Annotated in this window: 21 protein-coding genes; 12 read left to right on the plus strand and 9 right to left on the minus strand. The window is 38.0% G+C overall.

Features of this window, described 5'->3' with window-relative positions:
* Nucleotides 1-304: 304 nt before the first annotated feature.
* Nucleotides 305-1,903, plus strand: a complete 1,599-nt coding sequence (gpmI, locus tag F6K40_RS16845; RefSeq protein ID WP_293137792.1) for a 2,3-bisphosphoglycerate-independent phosphoglycerate mutase — start codon at nucleotides 305-307, stop codon at nucleotides 1,901-1,903.
* Nucleotides 1,904-2,091: 188 nt separating this feature from the next.
* Nucleotides 2,092-2,325, plus strand: coding sequence for a preprotein translocase subunit SecG (gene secG / locus F6K40_RS16850; RefSeq protein WP_293137794.1), 234 nt, complete (start codon nucleotides 2,092-2,094; stop codon nucleotides 2,323-2,325).
* Nucleotides 2,326-3,241: 916 nt separating this feature from the next.
* Here secG and F6K40_RS16855 read toward each other — a convergent pair.
* Entirely contained in the window at nucleotides 3,242-4,063 is an 822-nt protein-coding gene (locus tag F6K40_RS16855) for a tetratricopeptide repeat protein (RefSeq protein WP_293137833.1), read from the minus strand.
* A gap of 445 nt (nucleotides 4,064-4,508) precedes the next feature.
* On the opposite strand from F6K40_RS16855, the gene F6K40_RS16860 reads away from it, so the two are divergent.
* The 3 genes from F6K40_RS16860 (at nucleotide 4,509) to F6K40_RS16870 (ending at nucleotide 6,109) form a co-directional block, all read left to right on the plus strand.
* On the plus strand, nucleotides 4,509-4,841 hold the full coding sequence (locus F6K40_RS16860) for an ATPase (protein ID WP_293137796.1): 333 nt from the start codon (nucleotides 4,509-4,511) through the stop codon (nucleotides 4,839-4,841).
* Nucleotides 4,838-5,023: a hypothetical protein gene (locus F6K40_RS16865; protein WP_293137798.1), complete on the plus strand. Its 186-nt coding sequence runs from the start codon at nucleotides 4,838-4,840 to the stop codon at nucleotides 5,021-5,023. Before F6K40_RS16860 ends, F6K40_RS16865 begins: the two co-directional genes overlap by 4 nt.
* A gap of 279 nt (nucleotides 5,024-5,302) precedes the next feature.
* A complete protein-coding gene (locus F6K40_RS16870) occupies nucleotides 5,303-6,109 on the plus strand; it encodes a Uma2 family endonuclease (protein WP_293137800.1) in 807 nt (268 codons plus the stop codon).
* Nucleotides 6,110-6,431: 322 nt separating this feature from the next.
* Here the strand turns inward: F6K40_RS16870 and F6K40_RS16875 are convergent, their stop codons facing one another.
* From F6K40_RS16875 to F6K40_RS40895, 4 genes are all read right to left on the minus strand, one after another.
* Nucleotides 6,432-6,605, minus strand: a complete 174-nt coding sequence (locus F6K40_RS16875) for a hypothetical protein (protein WP_293137802.1) — start codon at nucleotides 6,603-6,605, stop codon at nucleotides 6,432-6,434.
* Nucleotides 6,606-6,679: 74 nt separating this feature from the next.
* Nucleotides 6,680-7,246: a Uma2 family endonuclease gene (locus tag F6K40_RS16880; protein WP_293137804.1), complete on the minus strand. Its 567-nt coding sequence runs from the start codon at nucleotides 7,244-7,246 to the stop codon at nucleotides 6,680-6,682.
* A gap of 52 nt (nucleotides 7,247-7,298) precedes the next feature.
* Nucleotides 7,299-7,529 carry a hypothetical protein gene (locus F6K40_RS16885; protein WP_293137806.1) on the minus strand — a complete coding sequence of 77 codons (231 nt, stop codon included), beginning with the start codon at nucleotides 7,527-7,529 and terminating at the stop codon, nucleotides 7,299-7,301.
* A gap of 4 nt (nucleotides 7,530-7,533) precedes the next feature.
* On the minus strand, nucleotides 7,534-7,800 hold the full coding sequence (locus F6K40_RS40895; protein ID WP_365671757.1) for a WD40 repeat domain-containing protein: 267 nt from the start codon (nucleotides 7,798-7,800) through the stop codon (nucleotides 7,534-7,536).
* A 394-nt stretch (nucleotides 7,801-8,194) separates the two neighbouring features.
* Here F6K40_RS40895 and F6K40_RS16890 point away from each other — a divergent pair, with 394 nt between their 5' ends.
* The 3 genes from F6K40_RS16890 (at nucleotide 8,195) to F6K40_RS16900 (ending at nucleotide 10,033) form a co-directional block, all read left to right on the plus strand.
* Complete coding sequence (locus tag F6K40_RS16890) at nucleotides 8,195-8,461, plus strand: hypothetical protein (protein ID WP_293137808.1); 267 nt, start codon at nucleotides 8,195-8,197, stop codon at nucleotides 8,459-8,461.
* Nucleotides 8,421-9,194: a Uma2 family endonuclease gene (locus F6K40_RS16895; RefSeq protein WP_293137810.1), complete on the plus strand. Its 774-nt coding sequence runs from the start codon at nucleotides 8,421-8,423 to the stop codon at nucleotides 9,192-9,194. Before F6K40_RS16890 ends, F6K40_RS16895 begins: the two co-directional genes overlap by 41 nt.
* Before the next feature lie 134 nt (nucleotides 9,195-9,328).
* The gene (locus F6K40_RS16900; protein ID WP_293137812.1) at nucleotides 9,329-10,033 is read left to right on the plus strand and encodes a Uma2 family endonuclease; all 705 of its coding nucleotides are present in this window, start codon (nucleotides 9,329-9,331) and stop codon (nucleotides 10,031-10,033) included.
* A 381-nt stretch (nucleotides 10,034-10,414) separates the two neighbouring features.
* Here the strand turns inward: F6K40_RS16900 and F6K40_RS16905 are convergent, their stop codons facing one another.
* Nucleotides 10,415-14,617, minus strand: coding sequence for an NACHT and WD40 repeat domain-containing protein (locus F6K40_RS16905; protein ID WP_293137814.1), 4,203 nt, complete (start codon nucleotides 14,615-14,617; stop codon nucleotides 10,415-10,417).
* 1,871 nt (nucleotides 14,618-16,488) lie between these two features.
* On the opposite strand from F6K40_RS16905, the gene F6K40_RS16910 reads away from it, so the two are divergent.
* Both F6K40_RS16910 and F6K40_RS16915 read left to right on the plus strand, forming a co-directional pair.
* Complete coding sequence (locus F6K40_RS16910; RefSeq protein ID WP_293137816.1) at nucleotides 16,489-16,845, plus strand: hypothetical protein; 357 nt, start codon at nucleotides 16,489-16,491, stop codon at nucleotides 16,843-16,845.
* Nucleotides 16,846-17,013: 168 nt separating this feature from the next.
* Nucleotides 17,014-17,811 carry a Uma2 family endonuclease gene (locus tag F6K40_RS16915; RefSeq protein ID WP_293137818.1) on the plus strand — a complete coding sequence of 266 codons (798 nt, stop codon included), beginning with the start codon at nucleotides 17,014-17,016 and terminating at the stop codon, nucleotides 17,809-17,811.
* Nucleotides 17,812-18,199: 388 nt separating this feature from the next.
* Here the strand turns inward: F6K40_RS16915 and F6K40_RS16920 are convergent, their stop codons facing one another.
* The 3 genes from F6K40_RS16920 to F6K40_RS16930 form a co-directional block, all read right to left on the minus strand.
* The gene (locus tag F6K40_RS16920; RefSeq protein ID WP_293137820.1) at nucleotides 18,200-19,477 is read right to left on the minus strand and encodes a C-phycoerythrin alpha-cysteine-82 phycoerythrobilin lyase CpeY; all 1,278 of its coding nucleotides are present in this window, start codon (nucleotides 19,475-19,477) and stop codon (nucleotides 18,200-18,202) included.
* A gap of 276 nt (nucleotides 19,478-19,753) precedes the next feature.
* Nucleotides 19,754-20,017 carry a photosystem I reaction center subunit PsaK gene (gene psaK / locus F6K40_RS16925; protein ID WP_293137822.1) on the minus strand — a complete coding sequence of 88 codons (264 nt, stop codon included), beginning with the start codon at nucleotides 20,015-20,017 and terminating at the stop codon, nucleotides 19,754-19,756.
* Nucleotides 20,018-20,111: 94 nt separating this feature from the next.
* The gene (locus F6K40_RS16930) at nucleotides 20,112-20,789 is read right to left on the minus strand and encodes a phycobilisome rod-core linker polypeptide (protein WP_293137824.1); all 678 of its coding nucleotides are present in this window, start codon (nucleotides 20,787-20,789) and stop codon (nucleotides 20,112-20,114) included.
* Nucleotides 20,790-21,437: 648 nt separating this feature from the next.
* Between F6K40_RS16930 and F6K40_RS16935 the strand changes: the two genes are divergently transcribed.
* Complete coding sequence (locus F6K40_RS16935) at nucleotides 21,438-21,911, plus strand: ankyrin repeat domain-containing protein (RefSeq protein ID WP_293137825.1); 474 nt, start codon at nucleotides 21,438-21,440, stop codon at nucleotides 21,909-21,911.
* A gap of 21 nt (nucleotides 21,912-21,932) precedes the next feature.
* Complete coding sequence (locus tag F6K40_RS16940; RefSeq protein ID WP_293137827.1) at nucleotides 21,933-22,790, plus strand: HEAT repeat domain-containing protein; 858 nt, start codon at nucleotides 21,933-21,935, stop codon at nucleotides 22,788-22,790.
* The last annotated feature ends 636 nt before the right edge of the window (nucleotides 22,791-23,426 follow it).

Genomic DNA, 23,426 nt, shown 5'->3' on the forward strand with positions numbered 1-23,426 from the left:
GCAGAAAATTAAAAATTCGATGCTTGTTAAAATTTATGTTTACAGAATTTAGGATTTCTCTGCAACTAAATTAGGGCGAATTCTCTTCCCAAGAATTATTATAAATTTCTGATCAATTTATCAATTAAAGATAAAGTTAGTAGCAATTTAATAAGAAAATCATAAAATTTTCTTTATTAAGAGATTATATGACTTTTTTTTCAATAAAATAAATCCAACTTATCATATAAAAAAAATACTACAAGTCTAGTATTTTGAGGTTATTGATTATCAAACCGAGATGAGGCATACAAGGTAATAAATTATGAATAATGGTTCTATATCTCCGGTTGTACTAATTATCCTAGATGGTTGGGGTTATCGAGAAGACAAAGATGGAAATGCTGTTGCTATGGGTGCAACACCTATATTTAATAGTCTTTGGCAAGCTTATCCCAGAACTTTAATTCAAGCTTCTGGAAAAGCAGTAGGTTTGCCAGAAGGTCAGATGGGTAACTCAGAAGTTGGTCACTTAAATATAGGAGCGGGGCGAGTTGTTCCCCAGGAATTAGTCAGAATTTCTGATGCGGTAGAAGATGGCTCAATAGCACAAAATCAAGCTATTGAAAAAATTTGCCAGGATGTGAGAGGGCGTAATTCTAAATTACACTTAGTAGGTTTATGCTCCCCTGGAGGGGTTCATTCCCATGTAAACCATTTATTAGGTTTACTGGATATGGCTAAGGCAAAAGGAATTTCTGATGTTTGTATTCATGCCATTACTGATGGACGTGATACAAATCCTAAATTAGGAGTTCAGGTACTTAAACAGATAGAATATCATACTAATCAAATTGGTTTAGGAAGAATTGCTACAGTTAGTGGTCGCTATTATGCAATGGATCGGGATAAACGATGGGACAGAGTTCAAAAAGCTTATGATGTAATGACCAAAGATGGTTATGGGCTTGGTTATTCTGCTTCAGATTTATTACAAAAGTCTTATACTGAAGGTATAACAGATGAATTTGTCATCCCCATTAGAGTAGCTCCAGGAGCTATAGAACCAGGAGATGGAGTGATTTTCTTTAATTTTCGCCCAGATCGTGCCCGTCAATTAACTCAAGCTTTTGTAGATCCAGATTTTAATGGGTTTGAGCGCCAACAAATTCAACCATTAACATTTTTAACTTTTACTCAGTATGATAGTAGGCTGCCAGTTTTAGTGGCTTTTGAACCTCAAAATTTTAATAATATTTTGGGACAGGTAATTTCTCAACATGGTCTGCGTCAGTTCCGCACTGCTGAAACTGAAAAGTATGCTCATGTAACTTACTTTTTTAATGGGGGTTTAGAAGAACCATTTGAGGGAGAAGAGCGAGAATTGGTTCAAAGTCCAATGGTGGCTCATTATGATGAAGCACCGGAAATGTCTGCAGAAGAGGTGACAGAAGTGGCGATCGCTGCAGTGAAAAAGCAAATCTATTCTCTAGTGGTTATTAATTATGCTAATCCTGATATGGTGGGACATACTGGGGTAATGAGTGCTGCGGTAAGTGCGATTGAGACAGTTGACCATTGTCTAGGAAAACTTTTAGATAATATTGGTGGAGTGGGTGGCACAGCGATTATTATTGCTGACCATGGAAATTCTGAATATATGTGGGACGACGATGGCAACCCTTGGACTGCCCACACAACAAATCCAGTGCCATTTATACTGGTAGAGGGAGAGAGACGTAAAATTCCTGGTCATGGGACTAGCGTACCTCTACGAGTTGATGGACGGTTGGCAGATATAGCACCAACGATTTTGGAAATTCTGAATCTGCCTCAACCTGCTGAAATGACTGGAAGGTCAATGATCGAGGAGGCAAAGTATATTCTCCAACAAGATCGTACTCCTATGCGAGTTGGTTTGTAAGCTTGCTCAACACTAATTAGAATTCAGAATTCAGAATTTAGAATTTAGAATTTAGAATTTAGAATTTAGAATTTAGAATTCAGAAGTAATTTCTGACGCTTGTTTGAGGATTTATAAATGTCCTAACTAATTAACATAGCGCTATATTAGTGAATTTTTTTGAGCTTTAATTAATGAGTTAGAAGATTATGAATGTTGTTCAAGTTGCGGAAACTATCTGGGTTATATCCGCTATTGGTATTATTGTATTTGTCTTGTTACATAGCCCGAAAGGTGATGGAATAGGTGGTATTGGTGGACAAGCTCAGTTATTTACTAGCACTAAGAGTGCAGAGATAACTTTAAATCGAATTACTTGGACTTTATCTGTGGTGTTTATGGGTCTAACTGTACTTCTAAGTGCAGGGTGGCTACCACAATAATGAAGTCAGAAGTTAGAAGTCAGAAGTCAGAAGTTACAAGTTAGAAGTTAAAAGTTAGAAGTTAGAAGTTAAATTCTTACTGTGACTAAATTTGAAGATTTGAGAATGTTGTAATTAGTGTAGGGGTTTGGTCTCCAAACCCTTATATTTTTAGGAATTTGAAATTGAGAATTTGAAATTGTGGATGTAGCTAAATTGGAAGATTTGAGAATGTTGTAATTAGTGTAGGGGTTTGGTCTCCAAACCCTTATATTTTTGGGAAGTCAGAAGGCGGGAATTGAGAATTTGAAATTGTGGATGTAGTTAAATTGGAAGATTTGAGAATGTCGTAATTAGTGTAGGGGTTTGGTCTCCAAACCCCTATATTTTTAGGAATTTGAAATTGTGGATGTAGCTAAATTGGAAGATTTGAGAATGTTGTAATTAGTGTAGGGGTTTGGTCTCCAAACCCTTATATTTTTAGGAATTTGAAATTGAGAATTTGAAATTGTGGATGTAGCTAAATTGGAAGATTTGAGAATGTCGTAATTAGTGTAGGGGTTTGGTCTCCAAACCCCTATATTTTTGGGAATTGAGAATTTGAAATTGAGAATTTGAAATTCTGGATGTAGCTAAATAGGAAGATTTAAGAATGTCGTAATTAGTGTAGGGGTTTGGTATCCAAACCCCTATATTTTTGAGAATTTGAAATTGAGAATTTGAAATTCTGGATGTAGCTAAATATAGATATTGCTCAAACCCTACTGGCGCGTCAAGCTTGAAAATGTGGATTAAAAAACCTAACCCCCCAACCCCCTTCCCTGCAAGGGAAGGGGGGTGAAGCTCCCCTCTCCTGCGAGGAGAGGGGTTGGGGGATAGGTCTTCGTTTGTTGCTATCTCCTAACACACCATTTTAAGCTTGACACGCTACTACGAACTATTCTATTTTGATAAATTTCTGCAGACTATTAACTAATGTGGGTGGCCAACGACGCACATTAGCTACCCAATCAAGGTCTTGATACCGGGGGTCTAATCCTACAGCAGCTACCCAGTTACTTTCCGCTTCTCCTTTTTTGCCTTGTTCCCAGAGACAAGCAGTTAAAGCTGCCCGCATATCTGCAAAGTTAGGATATTTACGAACCAGACCTTTTATGGTTTTTACTGCTTTTTGAGTTTGTCCAATTTGGTAAAGAGCTAGAGAATAATTGGCACGAGCAAAAGCATATTCGGGAGCTAATTCAGAAGCTTTTTTGTAATCTGCGGTTGCTTTTTCCCATTCTCCTAATCCTCCTTCTGCATTGCCACGGTTATTGTAGGCAACTGGATCTGTGGGGTCTAATTCTATGACTTGGTTGTAATCAGCGATCGCTTCTGACCATTTTTGGAGTCTTTCATAAGCAATACCACGATTTAGGTAGGGATCGGGTGCTGAGGGTACTATTTCTATAGCTTTTTCATAATCGGATATTGCTGCTTCTATTTTGTTTTGGCTGAGTCTGATATTGCCTCTGTTGCTCCAGATGGCAGGGTTGTCGGGATATTTTTCTAGGATTTGAGTCCACAATTGTTCGGCGTTGGTAAAATCACCGTTATTACTGGCGTTTAAGGCTTGATCGAATAGATTTTCTAATTCTTCTAATTGAGTGGGAGTAATATTTTGTGGTTGAGTGGCAGCCATTAAATTTGATGGGTTACTCAAGCAAAATAGAGAGAATAAAAGGATTGTTATGAAAAATTGGCGAATTAAGTGTGGCATATTAATTTTATTTTTACCATGTTCGATCATACTGTATATCATATTTTGAACCTATAAATGTTTTGAAAAAAGCTAAACCATGCCAGAATTATATATAATTGGAGGATGTAATGGTTCAGGAAAAACTACCACAGCCAAAGAAATATTACCGAAAAACTAAGGTTTAAAGCTTCTTCTTTCAAGGAGAAAAAAAATCCTTTTAACCAATCCTCTTATTTTTAAGAAGAGGTGATTATTAATTATTAATTATTAATTGTTCATTGTTAATTATTGAACCTATTTATTAGACATTTATGAATACGTCAACGCTGATGAAATTGCTTCTGGTTTATCGCCATTTCGCCCGGAAAATGTAGCTATTCAAGCCGGAAAATTAATGATAAAAAGGCTAAATTACTTATGCCAAAATCAAATTAACTTTGCGTTTTAAACTACCTTATCTGGTTTGAATTATCTACGCTTTCTTGAGCAATGTCAAAACAAAGATTATCAAATTAACCTCATTTACTTTTGGTTAAATAATCCCCAATTAGCTATTGCTAGAGTTCAACGAAGAGTAGCAAGCGGAGGACATAATATCCCTGAAGATGTTATAATTCGGCGTTATTACCGAGGACAAAAAAACTTAATTGAATTTTATCTTCCTTTGTGTGATACTTGGGTAATTTTTGATAACACTAACTTTCCTAGTCAATTAATTGGAGAAAAAGGAATCAAGCAAACACCGATTATTTATCAACCTAAAAGTTATTCTCAAATTATGGAGATCAAACCATGAATAATGAGCAACCTAAATTATTGTCGGAAAGAATCCATAAAGGTGTCAATAAAGCCATTGCTGAAGCCTTAGAAAGACACCGAAAATTGGGAGAGTCGATCGCTATTTGGCAAGATGGAAAAGTAGTTATTGTACCTCCAGAAAAAATCCCATTAATCTTGGACAAGGAATGGGATGGATAATTAATAATTAATAATTAATAATTAATAATTACCTTTGGTTCAGCTTGAGGTGCTGATTAGGATTGAGTTTAGAATTAATTGCTGAATATTTAGATTTGCCTTTGTCGGTTGTTCAACAAATAGTTAATTCTGCTAATAATAATTAGATAACTCAAGAGATTTAGCCTAACTTGGCTACAGAAGATTTTTGATCAATAATTCAATTTTATTTGTAGGGGCGAACGGCGGTTCGCCCGTACTTAAATAAATTAGACAAACGTCAAAACAGGATGAAACTCTATGGTTTTAACAGCCCAACAATTAGAGGCAATAATGCCGGATGCCACTCAACTAGAAAGCGATGAACCTGAAATGGAAAGCTCTCAACACTATGCCCAACTCATGTTGCTAGTTATTTGTCTGGAATGGTTATGGCGCAATAAAAATGATTACTTTATTGGTGCCAACTTAACTATTTATTATAGTCGCCAACATCTAAAAACTCGTGACTTTCGCGGTCCTGATTTTTTCTTAGTCAAGCAAACCGAGAAGCAACCTAGGAAGTCATGGGTAGTTTGGGAAGAAAACGGTAAATATCCCAATTTAATTATCGAGTTACTATCAGACTCTACTGCTAGAGTCGATCGCAACGTAAAAAAACAGTTATATCAAAACAACTTCCGCACCCCAGAATATTTTTGGTTTGACCCCGAAACTCTGGAGTTTATGGGATTTTGCTTAAAACAAAATGGTTATGAAGAAATTCAACCGAATCAGGAAGGTTGGCGTTGGAGCCAAGAATTAGAATTATACTTGGGAGTAGATGAAGGTAAACTGCGTTACTTCACTGCCAACGGTGAACGAGTGCCAACTCCCCAGGAGGATGCTCAACAAGCTCAAGTACAAGTTCAAGAAGCTCAATTGCAAGCACAACAAGCTTTTGCCGATGGGGAAGAAGTTGGTGAAGAAAGAGGCAAACAGAAAGTCAAGCAAGAAGCAGTTGCTCGAATGCTCAAATCAGGATTGAGTTTAGAATTAATTGCTGAATATTTAGATTTGCCTTTGTCGGTTGTTCAACAAATAGCTAATTCTACTAATAACAACTAGATAACTTCAGAAGTTCTGACTAACTTGGCTACAGAATATTTTTGATAGATCATTCAATTTTATTTGTAGGGGCGAACGGCGGTTCGCCCCTATTTAAATAAACAGGACTTACGCAAATTCTTGGACAATACGCTATCTCTAGAGGGCGAATGCCATTCGCCCCTACTAAATATGGAGGTTCTGCGTAAGTCCTGATATTTAGGACTTACGCAAAGAAACCCGGTTTCTATGATAAATTGTTGTTTTTGACAATAAACATCTAGGAGAAACCGGGTTTCTGGGTTGGCATAGCTTTAGTCCTGATGAAATATTAAAATCTTCGCTACATATTGATTTGACTGGTTTCTAGTTGCAAATATTGGAGTAGCTCCTCAGTTCTGAGATGCAATGATTTTACAGTTTCGTTACCGATCGCTCTAAAATTAACAAATTTACCGAAAAATTTTGGTTTAAAGCCTCCCCTTTTAAGGGGATAATAAATAAAAATTGTATGCATGAGTCAATCCTCTTCTTTTCAAGGAGAGGTAATTATTAATTATTCATTATTAATTATTAATTGTTGAACTATCCCTACTCTTCTTCATCAAAGACTGGCGGCCAAAGTTCGGAAATGAATATTTCCCAACCAGGGAATAGTTCGGGAATGCTCAAGATGTCATCCCCTGTGAGTTTAATGGGTTTTCCTGTGGGGCGATAAATTATTACTGTTTCTTCATCGGGATCGATTAATATTGCGACTTGCACCCCCAGCTCAATATATTTTAGGAGTTTCTTTTTCAGAGGGGGAACTCTATCGCTTTGAGATTTAATTTCGACTGCTAGATCGGGTACCATTTCTGCAAAATAGCGGATGCTTCGTGGTAAGCGATCGGCTTTGACAAAGGATACGTCTGGTGCTTTGAGGTTACTATCGGGTAAGATAAAACCACCAGCAGAGTCAAATACTCGCCCCAGACGACGGGGGTTTATCCAGGCATAAAGGGAAGCGCCTAAACGCATAGTTATTTCGCTCGAAACGATATCTGATGGCCCCATAACTGATATTTTTCCACCTTCTAATTCTAATTGATAATCTAAACCTGCTTCGTTGAATAGGGTTTGTACTATTTCTAAGTCTTTGATGGTGACATCCGACATATTTCCTCTGAATTATATGATGATAGGTTAATTTGTATTTTAGCAGAAGATGCTACACATTGAAATAGATTCTACAGCAGTTTTCATTTGGGTAAACCACAGTAGGGACGTTCCATGGAACGTCCCCTACAAGGTTCTGGCTGTGACGATGTGGTTCATCAATCTGAAAAGCGCTGTAAAACAAACTCGGTTTCTGCGCTTCTCCCCACACCTCCCACACCTCCCACACTCCCCACACCTCCCACACTCCCCACACCTCCCACACTCCCCACACTCCCCACACTCTCCTAACAATATTCCACTGCTCCCAATGCTTTCAGGCTGTCTTTTTGGGCGTTGCTTAATCCTGTGACTCCGGTAATGTTGGCGTTTTCATAAAGTCTGGGTATTCTCAGGGTTTTGATGCACTCTCCTGTTTTGATGTTCCAGAGTTTAATTGTTTCGTCGGCGCTACTGCTGGCAAGAATTTGACCGTCGGGGTGGAATGCTACTTCTAATAGACTTCTCCAAAAATGAAAAATAAAATCAATTCTTATCCATAAATTATCAATTATTCCCCCCTGTTCCCTGTTCCCTGTTCCCTGTTCCCTCTTTTCTGGAGATGTCTAATACCCAACTCTGATGTCGGGTAAGGGTGGCGTAGGGTTCGTGGGTGTTAACGTTCCACAAGCGCACGGTGTTGTTTTCTGCTCCACTTGCTAAATGAACAAATAGAAAATCGGCGTTGGTGAATTAGTGTATGATATTAAACTTAATTATTTAGGAGTCAGGAGGTAGGGACGTTGCATGCAACGTCCGTACGGAGTCAGGAGGAAAGAAAGAAGAAGAAAGAATAGTAGAGGGAGAAAGTTTTTTGTTTGCGCTCTGATCCGGACAAGAAATCATACCTCAAATCACCAACGCCAGAAAATCAAGTAAGTTTCAATCCTTCAACAACAACTACAGATCGTGACAAATCCTGGAAAGACGACACTTATCATCTGGGCAAAGTTTGTCAAATATCCTGGTTTCGGTACTTGGTTAGAATATTGTGGTCGCTCTTGCAAGACAGAAACCAGAAGGCAAAAGGCAGAAAACAGAAGAAAAGAAACTGACAGATTCAAAACCTTTAAGCGATCGCTGATTTGTTATGCTATAATCTCAACTATATCTATTAATTGTAAGGTGAAAATCAATGGTTTTAACTGCCCAACAATTAGAGGCAATAATGCCTGATGCCACTCAACTAGAAAGCGACGAACCTGAAATGGAAAGCTCTCAACACTATGCCCAACTCATGTTGCTAGTTACTTGTCTGGAATGGTTATGGCGCAATAAAAATGATTACTTTATTGGTGCCAACTTGACTATTTTTTACAGTCGCCAACATCTAAAAACTAAGGAATTTCGCGGTCCTGATTTTTTCTTAGTCAAGGATACCCAGAAGCAACCCCGGAAGTCATGGGTAGTTTGGGAAGAAAACGGTAAATATCCTAACTTAATTATCGAGTTACTATCAGACTCTACCGCTAGAGTCGATCGCAACTTAAAAAAACAGTTATATCAAAACAACTTCCGTACCCCAGAATATTTTTGGTTTGACCCCGAAACTATGGAGTTTATGGGATTTTGCTTAAAACAAAATGGTTATGCAGAAATTCAACCGAATCAGGAAGGTTGGCGTTGGAGCCAAGAATTAGAATTATATTTAGGAGTAGATGAAGGTAAACTGCGTTACTTCACTGCTAACGGCGAACGAGTGCCAACTCCTCAGGAGTCAGCGATACAAGAAAAATTGCAAGCTCAAGAAGCTTTTGCCGATGGTCAACAAGTTGGTGAACAGAAGGCCAAACAAGAAGCAGTTGCTCGAATGCTCAAATCAGGATTGAGTTTAGAATTAATTGCTGAATATTTAGATTTGCCTTTGTCGGTTGTTCAACAAATAGCTAATTCTGCTAATAATAATTAGATAACTCAAGAGATTTAGGCTAACTTGGCTACAGAATATTTGTGATCAATAATTCAATTTGATTTGTAGGGGGCGAACCGCCGTTCGCCCCTACTTAAATAAATTAGACAAATGTGAAAACAGGATGAAACTCTATGGTTTTAACAGCCCAACAATTAGAGGCAATAATGCCAGATGCTACTCAACTAGAAAGCGATGAACCGGAAATGGAAAGCTCTCAACACTATACCCAACTCATGTTGCTAGTTATTTGTCTCGAATGGTTGTGGCGCAATAAAAATGATTACTTTATTGGTGCCAACTTGACTATTTTTTACAGTCGCCAACATCTAAAAACTAAGGAATTTCGCGGTCCTGATTTTTTCTTAGTCAAGGATACCCAGAAGCAACCCCGGAAGTCATGGGTAGTTTGGGAAGAAAACGGTAGATATCCCAATTTAATAATAGAGTTACTATCAGACTCTACCGCTAGAGTCGATCGCAACTTTAAAAAACAGTTATATCAAAACAACTTCCGCACCCCAGAATATTTTTGGTTTGACCCCGAAACTCTGGAGTTTATGGGATTTTGCTTAAAACAAAATGGTTATGAAGAAATTCAACCGAATCAGGAAGGTTGGCGTTGGAGTCAAGAATTAGAATTATATTTAGGGGTAGATGGAGGTGAACTGCGTTACTTTACTGCCGACGGTAAACGAGTGCCGACTCCCGAGGAGTCAGCAGAAAAAGCTATTACTCGAATGCTCAAATTAGGATTGAGTTTAGAGGTAATTGCTGAATCTTTAGATTTGCCTTTGTCTGTTGTTCAACAAATAGCTAATTCGGCTAATAATAATTAGGGCTTGCTGAAAAAGTATTTTTGCTGTTTCTAGTAGTCAGTAGGTAGGGACGTTGCATGCAACGTCCGTACGGAGTCAGGAGAAATAGGAATTTTAGAGGAGATAGTCGGAAAAATTGTCCCTCAATTTTTCTGCCATAATCATCCCAAAATACTAGCTTTTTGGCGCTAAAAGCTCAAAAAGCTGGTACTTTTTCAGGACTAAAAAATGGTATAACCTTTACCTGTCAATGCTTTGATATTTAATCAGCAAGCCCTAATTAGATCGGGATTTAGGCAAATTCTTAGACAACGAGCTATTCGTAGGTGGGCGAGTGCCATTCGCCCCTACAGAATTAGTCAATCCTTTCCCTAAAAGGGAGACGTAATTATCAATTATCCATTATCTATTATCCACTGCTCCCAATGCTTTGAGGCTGTCTTTTTGGGCGTTGCTTAATCCTGTGACTCCGGTAATGTTGGCGTTTTCATAAGGTCTGGGTACTCTCAGGGTTTTGATGCACTCTCCTGTTTTGATGTTCCAGAGTTTAATTGTTTCGTCGGCGCTACTGCTGGCAAGAATTTGACCGTCGGGGTGGAATGCTACTGCTAATACCCAACTTTGATGCCCGCTAAAGGTGGCGTAGGGTTCGTGGGTGTTAACGTTCCACAAGCGCACGGTGTAGTTTTCTGATCCATTGGCCAATAGTTGACCGTCTGGACTGAAGGCAATTGAATAATGCCATACTTGTTGACCTTCAAAAACCGCGAGGCATTCTTGGGTGCTAAAATTCCACAAACGAGCTGTTTTGTCACGGCTGCTAGTTGCTAATAGCTTACCATCAGGGCTGAAAGTAACTGACACAATCTCTGCTTGATGTCCTTGGAAACTGCTTAGATTTTCATCTGTCTCAATGTCCCACAATTGAACAATAGGCTCAACTCCACCAACAGCTATTTTCTTACTATCTGGGCTGATGGCAATTGCAAAAACTTTCGATTTGTAGTGGCTGGGTAAAGTTTTCCGTTGCTGCTTTGTCTTGACATCCCACAACTTTATAGAGCGAGACTCTCCAGCACTAATCAATAAGCTGCTGTCAGGAGTAAAAGCAATAGAATGTACTACGTCTGTATATCCACTCAAAGTTGTTAAATATTCCCTGGTAGTCACATTCCATAACTTAACAGTAAAATCGAAACTTCCACTAGCTAGAGTTTTACCATCAGGACTAAAAGCAACTGATTGCACACGCTCCTGATGTTTCTGGAAATTTGCTACTATTTTCTCCTCTTTTATATTCCAAAGTTTCACCGTATAGTCATCACTACCACTAGCTAAGGTCTTGCCATCAGGACTAAAAGCAATTGAGCGAATCCAATTTCCCCAACCTCCTAGAGTATTTTGGAGTTTTAGGTTATCAATATTCTCAAGACTATACAAATTTACTTTGTTATCACTAGCACTACTGGCTAAAATCTTTCCATCAGGACTAAAAGCAACCTGATGCAGCCAAGAGGTATGTTCTCGTAAAGTATTAAGTAGTTGTGGGCGATCGCTATGGCTAACATCCCATAATTTTGCAGTTAGATCGCCACTGCCACTGGCAAGCATTTTTCCATCTGCGGAAAAAGCTAGCCCTCTTACTAGATTATCATGGGCAGGAATAGTAACAGCCAGGGAAATATTTTTGATATCTCTAATATCCCAAAGTTTAATAGTAAAGTCAAGACTACCACTTGCCAAGATTTTACCATCGGGTCTAAAAGCAATAGTGCGGACTGCTTCTTCATGTCCTGATAAAGTGGCTAAACATTCACCATTATTGACACTCCATAGCTTGATGTTTCTATCTTGGCTAGCAGTTGCTAAAATTTCTCCACTTGGACTAAACACTACTTTGTTTATCCAACTTGTATGTCCTTGTAAGATAGCTAAATATTTGCCATCGCTAAGATTCCATAATTTGATTGTCCCATCTATGCTACCAGTAGCTAAGAGTTGGATATTTGCACTCAAGGCAGTAGCTTTTATAGATTCAGAATCTATTAGTAAACTTCTCAAACATTTACTGCTTACCAAGTTCCAAAATTTTACTGTTTTGTCAGAACTAGCGCTAACTAGAGTTTGACCATCCGCAGAAAATTTTACGGTTTTGATCGCATTGGTATGACCTTCCCAAGTCAAAACTTTTTTACCATCGGCAACTTGCGACAAATGAATTTTGCCAGACTCATCCCCCGTTGCCAGGAGTTTACTATCGGGAGTAAAAGCTAAAGACCTAACTATACCCAGAGACTCCAGAAAAATAGAATCAGCCAGATTTGCCTCAGTCAAATTAACATCCTGCAAGCTTGCACCTACAAAATTAGCTCCCAAAATGACAGTCTGACTCAAATCGCAACCCTCCAAAGCAGCATTATTGCTTTTCACTAACAAAGTTGCAGCATTGCCACCCACATAACCAACCTCGTCAACTGTTTTCCCTCGCGTCGCTTCCACAACTTCCCGTAACTTCTGGCAGGTTTGCGCTGCCGTTGTTTCCCTAGAAAGCATTGGTAACAACAAATCCAGAACCGCTTTCGCCAGAGGCATCTCTCCAAAAGTGGTACGCAAACGCTCCAGAGATTCTCTAGAAAAAGTTTTTAGAGGAGGCGCAACAGAAAGAACCTTCCCCTGAGCATCCACTTCCCGCTGGAAATAATTAGACCAAGTGTACTCCTGGGCAGTTGCCTCTGTGTTGACATAAGACTGCGCCGCTGCAACTTCCACAAAATCTGGAGGCAATACCCCCAACTCGGCAGCAAACTTATAGGCAACAAAAAACTCTAACAACGAACGATGCGCCGGACTGTAATCCCCATCCTCATTGCGGATCAACATTGTCTGACCCATCATGTCAAAATGCCAGTGGTCTAAATCTTTTTGTTCTTCGACTTTGCTTCCAAACAAACGGCGAATGCGGTCTGGAAATTCCCGATAGTTGAGACTCATCTTGTCACTAGATAACATTTCCCAAGAAAGTTCGCAAAGAAAATACAACTTATCCGCTAGAGAAGTAAAAGTCCGCCCTTCTTTAATATCTCGTTCCATCTTGTGTTTCACCGCATACAAATAAAGCCGTGCCAAGTCGATCGCTTTCCCTGCTTCTATATCTGGCAGCGCCTCCAGAATTAACTCGCTCATCACCGGACGGCGAGCTAAATCTAATAATTGAGAATTACCCATCACTTTTTCCACCGTTGCGGGTTCAGTCTGAAAGGAAAGTACCTGACGAATTTGGTCGTCGTTAAATTTTTTCAGTTCCAACACTTCAAACTGTGGAGGTTCCCCAGTCAAGTTAGCCACAGAAGCTTGCAACTCGGCATTTAGTAAAGCGCGACCTTCCTTAGCTTCGGGAAAATGCTCGGTGCGACAAGTGAGAATCACCTTAGCTCCGGGCACCACCGTTTGTGCTAACTCCCAAAAATTATTAATCATCTTTTGCCGATCTACCTTAGCTGCCATCTCGTCAAAACCGTCAAAAATTACCAACAACTTACCCATGCGGTTGAGCAGTTCAAAAGCAGAATAACCAGGCAGTGGAATTTCGTGTTGCCGGAAAAAGAACTCCGAAAACAGAGATTTCATATTAACTGCCTTAGCATAGTCCCGCAACAAGATAACTAGAGGCAAGCGCGGACGTTCCACCCCTCGCTTTTTAGCATCCAAATAGCGCTGCAACTGTTCCCAAGCGTAGTGAAACACAAACCAAGTTTTGCCAGTACCGAACTCGCCCAAAACCGAAAGATGTTTTTTCGCCGGATCGCCCTGCCATCGATCAACATAACCATCTATCCAGCCATCATCTTCATCGTAGTGACTCACTCCGATTTTTTGTTTAGTGTTGGGGTCAACCTCTGCCTTGCTACAACCGAGGGGCACATATTTAACATCCATACCCCGCTGTTTGACTTGTTCCTCCAACCACTGACAATAACGACTAAAGTCCGCTTCTTGGTCTATGAGTTCGTCAAAAGTGTAGCAAAATAAGTTTTGGTTTTCTGGCTTTTTGACTTCATCGCGAGCAGCTTTACTAATACGAAAAACTGCCACTAACCAACCCTCATCCGTTCTTTCGTTAATTACAGACTGACGCAAAGCATTTAGTTCCCAAGGTTCTGCCTCCCCTTCCACTCCTCGAACCAGGATGCGATCGTATCCGCGACGAGTTTTAATTTTGATAATCCATTCAAACCACCTTTTACCTTTTTTCTCCTCACGGTGGTAGTCTGTAAACTCGTAGCCAAGAATTTCAAACCATTCTTTCATCTGTTTCGGTAGGAGGAAATTGTGGCGATCGCTATCTCGTTTAATTTCAGCTTCTACAACCAATCGAAAATTCTTATTAGTGACTTTTTGCCCGCATAAATCTCCCAGTATTTTCCATAATTTAGCTGCTTCCAGTTTGATATTTCCCTCAGTAGAATATATTTTTAGTGCAATTTCTTTATATTTTTCACCTTCCCAAGCCAAGCAAAAAATACTTTTTTGCAAGTCGCTCAAACTTTTTTCTTTTTGGTTAAAATATTGATTATTTACAAATTCAAAAGCTGTTTCTCTGTTCATTTTTTTTATAAACTGTAATTTATTGGCAACTATTATATTTTCTTCTACTAGCAAATGCCAGCTTTTTATCAAAATTCTAACTTTTCCTAACTTTTTTAATAGGCATATATACCGTTTCTCTGTTGGATGAGGTACACCTACGATCCCCCTAAATCTCCCTTGAAAAGGGGGACTTTGAAGTTCTAACTTTTTCTAACTTTTTCAATAGGCATATATAGCGTTTCTCTGTTGGATGAGGTACACCTACGATCCCCCTAAATCCCCCTTGAAAAGGGGGACTTTGAATCCCCCTAAATCCCCCTTGAAAACGGGGACTTTGAAGTTCCCCCCTTAAGAAGCTATCCCTTATAAGGAACTCTTGAAACCCTTGTGGGAGGGTGGGGAGGAGGGGGAGGAAGAATTCTGTCTACATTGATAAAAAAGTGTATTGAAAAATACTCTTTTCTCCTGAAAAAGCCGATTCAAGACTTCAACATAACTTGTCTATGTTGTCAAGTTTTATGTTAAGAAAGATGTTTATAAAGCATAGCTTAAGAAGGGAGGTTAGGGGGGATCGAACATCTATACCTCACAGATTAAAGAATTGCTATATCAGAAATTTAAAGTCATAATACTTATAATTAAAGCTCAAAGCTCTTCAACAATGAATAATGAATAATGAATAATGAATAATGAATAATTACCTCTCCTTGAAAAGAAGAGGATTGACTCGAAGGAAAATTTTTATTTATTACCCCCTTAAAAGGGGAGACTTTAAACCAAAATTTTTCGGTAAAACAAAAACTAACTCTAACCTCTAACGTTTTCTAACTATTAAAACTCAATTATTCCCTAAAGTTGAGATGACAAAATAAATTGCTCAGTGAGGTGATCGCTAGATAGATATCTTACCATAATACTAACTAAAACTAACTCTAAGTTTTCACATTTTCTAACTATTAAAAATAAATTATTTCCTAAGATTTAGATGACAAAAAAAAACTCAGTGAGGCGATCGCTAGATAGATATCTTGCCATACTACCAATTAAAACTAACTCAAACCTCTAACGTTTTCTAACTATTAAAACTCAATTATTCCCTATATAGTAGAGGGCGAATGCCATTCGCCCCTACATAAGGTGTCTGGTTTCGTATTTTGCCTAAGTCCTGTATTACAAAATAAATCGCTAAGTGAGGCGAGCGCTAGATAGATATCTTGCCCTACTACTAACTCAAACTAACTCAAATTCTTCACGTTTTCTAACTATTAAAACTCAATTATTCCCTAAAGTGGAGATAACAAAATAAATCGCTAAGTGAGGCGATCTCTAGATATGTATCTTGATCTATTACTAACTCAAACTAACTCTAACCTCTAACGTTTTCTAACCATTAAAACTCAATTATTCCCTAAAATAGATGTTACAAAATAAATCGCTAAGTGAGGCGATCGCTAGATAGATATCTTGCCCTACTGCTAATTAAAAACAACTCTAACCTCTAACGTTTTCTAACTATTAAAACTCAATTATTCCCTAAAGTGGAGATAACAAAATAAATCGCTAAGTGAGGCGATCTTTAGATAGATATCTTGCCCTACTACTAACTAAAACTAACTCTAACCTCTAAGGTTTTCTCACCATTAAAACTCAATTATTCCCTAAAGTGGAGATAACAAAATAAATCGCTAAGTGAGGCGATCGCTAGATAGATATCTTGCCCTACTACTAACTAAAACTAACTCAAATTATTCACGTTTTCTAACTATTAAAACTCAATTATTCCCTAAAATTGAGATAACAAACAAAATCGCTAAGTGAGGCGATCGCTTGAGGGTTCAACTAATCGTTTAGTTGAATCGAAATGTCTAATAAAATATGGAGATGCAAAAATGAAAGGTATTAATAAAAAACTGTTAGCAGCTTCTTTATTATCTGTTGTGTTGCTAACTTGTAAATTAGCTAAACTAGATCGATCTAGTAAGACTCTACGTTGCGCAACCGGAAGCACTAATGAACAAATAGAAAATCAAGTAAGTTTCAATCCTTCAACAACAACTACGGAGCATGACAAATCTTGGAAAGACGACACTTATCATCTGGGCAAAGTTTGTCAAACATCCTGGTTTCGGTACTTGGTTAGGATATTGTGTTCGCTCTTGCAAGACAGAAACCAGAAGGCAAAAGGCGAAAGGCAGAAAACAGAAGAAAAGAAACTGACAGGTTCAAAACCTTTAAGCGATCGCTGATTTACCAAAATAATTGGGTTTAGAGCAAGGACTTTTAAGGCGAAATGTTTTTGGAACTGGGCATAAATCCCCGTTACAAAAACAACTTCTGACTTCTGACTTATAACTTCTGACTTCGTTAACGTGCTATAATCTCAATTATATCTATTAATTGTAAGGTGAAAATCAATGGTTTTAACTGCCCAACAATTAGAGGCAATAATGCCCGATGCTACTCAACTAGAAAGCGACGAACCCGAAATGGAAAGCTCTCAACACTATGCCCAACTCATGTTGCTAGTTACTTGTCTGGAATGGTTATGGCGCAATAAAAATGATTACTTTATTGGTGCCAACTTGACTATTTTTTACAGTCGCCAACATCTAAAAACTAAGGAATTTCGCGGTCCTGATTTTTTCTTAGTCAAGGATACCCAGAAGCAACCCCGGAAGTCATGGGTAGTTTGGGAAGAAAACGGTAGATATCCCAATTTAATAATAGAGTTACTATCAGACTCTACCGCTAGAGTCGATCGCAACTTAAAAAAACAGCTATATCAAAACAACTTCCGTACCCCAGAGTATTTTTGGTTTGACCCCGAAAATATGGAATTTATGGGATTTTGCTTAAAACAAAATGTTTATGAAGAAATTCAACCGAATGAAAAAGGTTGGCGTTGGAGCCAAGAATTAGAATTATATTTAGGAGTAGATGAAGGTAAACTGCGTTACTTTACTGCCAACGGTGAACGAGTGCCAACTCCCCAGGAGTCAGCGATACAAGAAAAATTTAAAGCTCAAGAAGCTTTTGCCGATGGTCAACAAGTTGGTGAAGAAATTGGAGAACAAAGAGGCCAACAGAAAGCCAAGCAAGAAGCAGTTGCTCGAATGCTCAAATCAGGATTGAGTCTAGAATTAATTGCTGAATATTTAGATTTGCCTTTGTCGGTTGTTCAACAAATAGCTAATTCTGCTAATAACAACTAGATAACTTCAGAAATTCTGGCTAACTTGGCTACAGAATATTTTTGATAAATCATTCAATTTTATTTGTAGGGTGCGAACGACGGTTCGCCCCTACTTACAGCGCTTTTCAGTTGAGTAGACCACTAAATTCATTGTTAGGAGTCAGGAGTCAGGAGTCAGGAGTTAGGAGTTAGGAGTCAGGAGTCAAGAGTTAGGAGTGAAGAGTCAGTATCATTGTGGTTTATTCATATGAAAACCGCTGTCAAAAAATTAGACAGGAAGTTGAAGGGGGGAATTTGGTTAGGACTTAGGCAAAGAAACCGGGTTTTTAGGATAAATCGTTGTTTTGGCAATAAATATCTACGAAAAAACCCGGTTTCTGGGTTGATCTGCGTAAGTCCTGTTGGCATCAAATCATATTTTTTGCTTTAGCTTGAATCAATAAATCTGAATCATCAACCAACAACTCAGCAGCTTGACGATCGCCTAACTTTTTCAACGCCAATAAACAAGCATATTTAAAGTCAAAAATTCTTGTCTGACTAATACTTTCTCTAAGCAAAGGTATCGCTCGTTCATCTCCCAAATTTGCCAGAGCAAGTGCAGCAGCACCACGAGACTTCTGAAATTGAGGCGCTGTATTGTGCAGTGCTTCTACCAAAAGATCGTAAGCATCAACATATTTCAGCCAACCTAAAAGTCTAACTACATGATAGTGAGCGCCATAATCATTATGAGCGCTTTCGGCAAAGGTTGCCATTAATGCTGCACCTGCAACTTCTGGAGCAACTTGTTCTAGAAGAGTTTTGCTAGCTAAATAACACCTACCAAAATCTGTACTGTATAATTCCTTAATCACAAATTCTAAAGCAGGAGTTTGATCATATTCGTGAACTAATTCTAAATCGTTGGGATGATCGCGAATAACTGTATCTAAAAACGGTTCAATTTCAGTAAAGTTAATCTCCCCTGTGGGAATACCTGCTTCTGCTAAAAGTCTAATTCCCCGGAGACGAAAAACCATAGAAACTGGGCACTTAGCAATATTCGGAATAGACTGATAATATTTGCCATCAATCAAGTCTTGAATACAACCACGTCTCGCATTAACACTAGAATGCTCTAAAAATTCCATTACCTTTGTCATTTGCGAGTAGTCTCCCGTTAAACGACAAACAGTAGCGATCGCTGCACTAGCAATAGGTTCATCATCAGATTCTGTAAACTGCTGAATCTTACTTATTGCAGGTTTATAGTCAAACTTTGCCAACACCTGAATAATCAAACGATAACTTTGAGCTGGTTTTTCTAACAACTGAGCAATTTCTGCCAGAATTTCTTGGTCTTCAGTTCCTATTTCACTAATTGCCCAGACAGCATTTTCTACAGTGTAGCAGTCTGCATCACCCAAACAAGCTCGAATTGTGGGTAGTGCAGATGTTACATTCAAACGCCCCAATGTTTCGATCGCTTTACGTCTAGCAATTTTATGTTCTAAAACAGGATTCGTATCCTGTATAGTTTTGATTAAAGCATTAATAGAGCGATCGCTAGGAAAATTAACCAAATGACTTGCTGCAATATAACGGTCTGATTTGTCTTCTAACTCTTCTAGAGGTGTTTCTAACAAAGCAATTGCTTTTTCTTCAGTTAATCCAGGAAATACATTGAAAAAACGCTTATCCATATTCTTGGCGTGTTAATTATAATCAACAATTACAGGACTAAGGCCATGTGAACCCAGAAACCCGGTTTCTCGTAGACATCTATTGCTCAAAACAACGATTTATTGTAGAAACCGGGTTTCTTTGCGTAAGTCCTAAATTAATTTCTTGAATAGATTATATAGCAATTCGGGACATAAATATACACAACAAAATTTGTAGAGACATTCCATGGAATATCTCTACTATTGTTCGGCAGATATATATTTGCTAGAAGACCCTAAAAGTATTTCAGTAGATTAGAGAATACCTATATTCGCCAATCCTAAAATAGCACCAAATCCGATCACATGGCCTAAACTTGTAGTTGCTAATAGGGCAGGATATCCCATACCACCAAACATTTTTGGCATGGGTAATTCTGGTCCAGCAGTAGGGGTAGCCATAGTTAATTTACCCACAGCGATCGCTAAGATATTGCAAATAATCATTACCATTCCCACTATAGGACTCCACTCAGGGGTATGGGGAACAGCAGCGGCAAGTGTCATTAAATGAATCATTTTATGTCTCTCTCTGGATTAAATAAAGTAATTGAAATAGGACAAACTGAAATCTTATGCAGATTTTAAACCTTTTTATTTTAGCACAAGAATATTAAAAAGAACCTGTCTTGAAAGCAGCAATGGCAATTGTCACAAATATCCTGATAACTTCAATGCCGAATGCAACAGCTATAATAGCAAAAACTTGACTGACAAGAAGGGGTGGATTTCCATTTTTCCAACGTAGAATACTGCCATAATAATGAGGTTTATACTGATTAATATTACCCTCTCCTGCATAGCGTTGAATACTTTGTTCTTTAGGTAAAGCAGGAAGATTCTGATCGCTAGAAAATAGCTTTAGAGAACGGCGACTTGGCACAATATTGTCACCAAAAGCTGCGATATATTCATCACTTCCTGTCAATTGTTCTGCAAAAGCTCTGAGACCTTCTGTTGCTAAAAAAGAACTCCACTTATATTTTTCCAGTTGTTCTGGTGGACGGCCAAGAACCCTTTCAAAACAAAGACTAACAAAATAATAGTTGCTATTAACTCCTAGAATATAGTCTCTGTACATTTCTGAACAAAGCAACTCGCAAATCATGTCGCGGGTTGTTAACTCACCTGCTAAAAACAATGAATCTAATGTCGAATTATGAAAGAAATCGAAATTTCGGTTTTCTTTAAAAAGTTGTCGATAGATTCCTTCCAAACAAGATGAACGATCTGAATAATCCTGTGTCGGATTAATTTCCATTAAGCTGGCGTTAACAGGTTGTGTCTCCATAAAAACCCTCCAAACTATTTTGAGGAAATTGTGTTTTTCTAAATTCCAGTATTGCTGATTTTAGGTATCTGAATCTAGTTACTTACTTTGGGTAGTAAAACACTTTCTTTCTATCTCCTGACTCCTAAAATCATACCTTCATTCACCAACACCAAAAATCCTTGTTTTTAATACCCCCCAGGCAAAAGCAAAAGGAGTTACCCATTAAATTAATATTTTCTGGTAGTTTGTCAAGCAATTAAGTAGCAAAAGTAATAAAAATTAACTTTACAGATTTTGTATATTATTTAGTGAACTTTTATTAATTAAGTTTAAAGGAATTGTTTGTGGCTTCATTATGCTTAGTTTAAATAAATAATTGTAACAATTTGTTTCTCACAAACCATTCATAAATAAAATATTGTAAATAAAAGCAAACAGAAATAGACAATAAATTGGATAATCTTATATTTTACTTATTTTTGTAGATTTCTGGAAACAGATTATATAAAATTCGGATAATTACTATATCTAAGTTATTGCGACTCGAACGGAGTCGAAGGAAGCAATCTCATTGGTTTCGCGAGATTGCTTCCTATCGTCGTGGCGGAGACTGTTCAACCGGATTTTATATTAGCTATAAATACTACCAACTTATACACGGAAAAGATGAATACCAATGATAAATTGATAGAAGCAGCTAAAAACGGTCAAGTCGATTTAGTACAAACTTTGCTTGTCCAAGTTGATAATATTAATGCCAGAGACAACCTCTTTGGTAGGACAGCTTTAATGTGGGGAGCTCGACAAGGAGAAACTGCCACCGTTAAAATTCTGCTTGAGCAAGGAGCAGATATGAATGCTGCCGACAAATATGGTGTTACAGCTTTACAAGCATCTGCCTCTTGTGGTCATACTGCAACAGTTAAAACTATTGTTGAATATGGAGCAAATATTAATGCTCAAGATGGTCAAGGATGGACTGCTTTAATGATGGCTGTCGCCCATAATCATCCTGACACAGTACAAATTTTACTAGAAAATCAAGCGCAAAAAGATATTCAGGAAGAAAATGGTTTGACAGCATCGATCATGGCTCAAAAATACAATTATTCTGATATCGTAAAATTATTGAATTCTTGATTTATTTATTATTAATTTTCCATGGTCAATATTTCTGAGAAATTACCAGATCCTATAGAAACTGAACAATTATTAGAACAAATTAACGAACAACTCGCTCAAAAAACATTTAACTCACAAGACTCTGAACTATTGCAACAAATGGTAGAAGCATTGGCAGATAAGCGAGGTATGATTAGATTAGGTTTTGTGGAAGCTTTTGGGCAAATTGGCAAACCAATAACTCCTTTTTTGTTAGAAGCACTAGCTAACCATCCTAATCCTGTTGTGAGGCGATCGGCAGGAAAAGGATTAGCTAAAATTCAAGAACCAGAGTCTATTCCCACTTTAATTAATGCACTATTAAATGATGAGGATACTGTAGTCAAAAGTTCATCTGCTGGAGCATTAGCTAAAATGGGTGCCCTCGCCGTTAAACCTTTATTAGAAATTATAGAAGGAGATTATCCCGGTACATCCAAGGGGCAAGCTAGTTGGGCATTAGGATTTATTGGAGCAGAAGGAATTGAAGAATTATTGTTAGCATACCAATCGGATAACAGAGATGTTCGTATTGGTGTGGTAGGAGCATTAGGGAGAATAGCAGAAAGTAGATGGGATGAAAGTTTAGAGGAAGTTCTATTTTCTGCCCTTGAAGATCGAGATATCGAAGTGCGTCTGGAAGCGATCGCCGCTTTAAGTAGAATACCACCAGGGTTAGCATTAGCTAAACTTATTCCTTTGTTAGATGAGTCAAATTTAGAATTATCAAAAGCAGCCTTTTTAGCATTAGGAAAATTAGGAGACAAAGAAGCTTTACCTTATTTAGAAGCTAAATTAAAGGATAATCGACCAGGGATTTCACAAGTTGCTAAAATTGCTATTTCTCAAATTAAATAATGTTTTTGGGGCTTTGGTAAATCAAGAGATGAAACTTTAAAAGTAATCTGTTTCTGATACCTCTAAATATCTAACCAGAGTAAGTAATGGGTATCACCCATAGTAGAAAACCATCTTATATCATGTCCGGTTGAATAGTTATAAATAATTAGGGAGGAGTCAGGAGACTCGAGACTGGAGACTGGAGGGAATAAGAGGAAGTTTTAAGGTATAAAGAGGAGCAAGTTTTTTTATCACTAATTATCCTGACATGATATTATATCAAGTCTCATTAATGAGCCATAATAAAAATGTTCTTCGTCTCTAAGGAAGAATATTTTTCGCTCTTTCCCCTAACCGCATCTTTTGAGGAAGTTGAGGTTTGAAACCTCTCGGCTCAGGTTTGGGACTTCAAGGTTTCAGGTTTGGGCCGTCTTAGTTAACTCCTACCCTAACCACTCATACTTTTTCAGCAAACTCTCTTGTTGACAAAACTAAAATGAATGTTTATACTTGTTTTTAGATAACACCTCTTATGTTATTTTTTTTAAACATCTAACTATTGTCCAATAGTAAAGGAGAAAATCATGCGTACTAGAGAAGCGTCTTTTTTATTAGGTATCTCTCGTCAACGTTTATTAGTCTTACTCGCTCAAG

This window comes from Okeania sp. SIO3I5 (assembly GCF_010672085.1).
Taxonomy (GTDB): Bacteria; Cyanobacteriota; Cyanobacteriia; order Cyanobacteriales; family Microcoleaceae; genus Trichodesmium.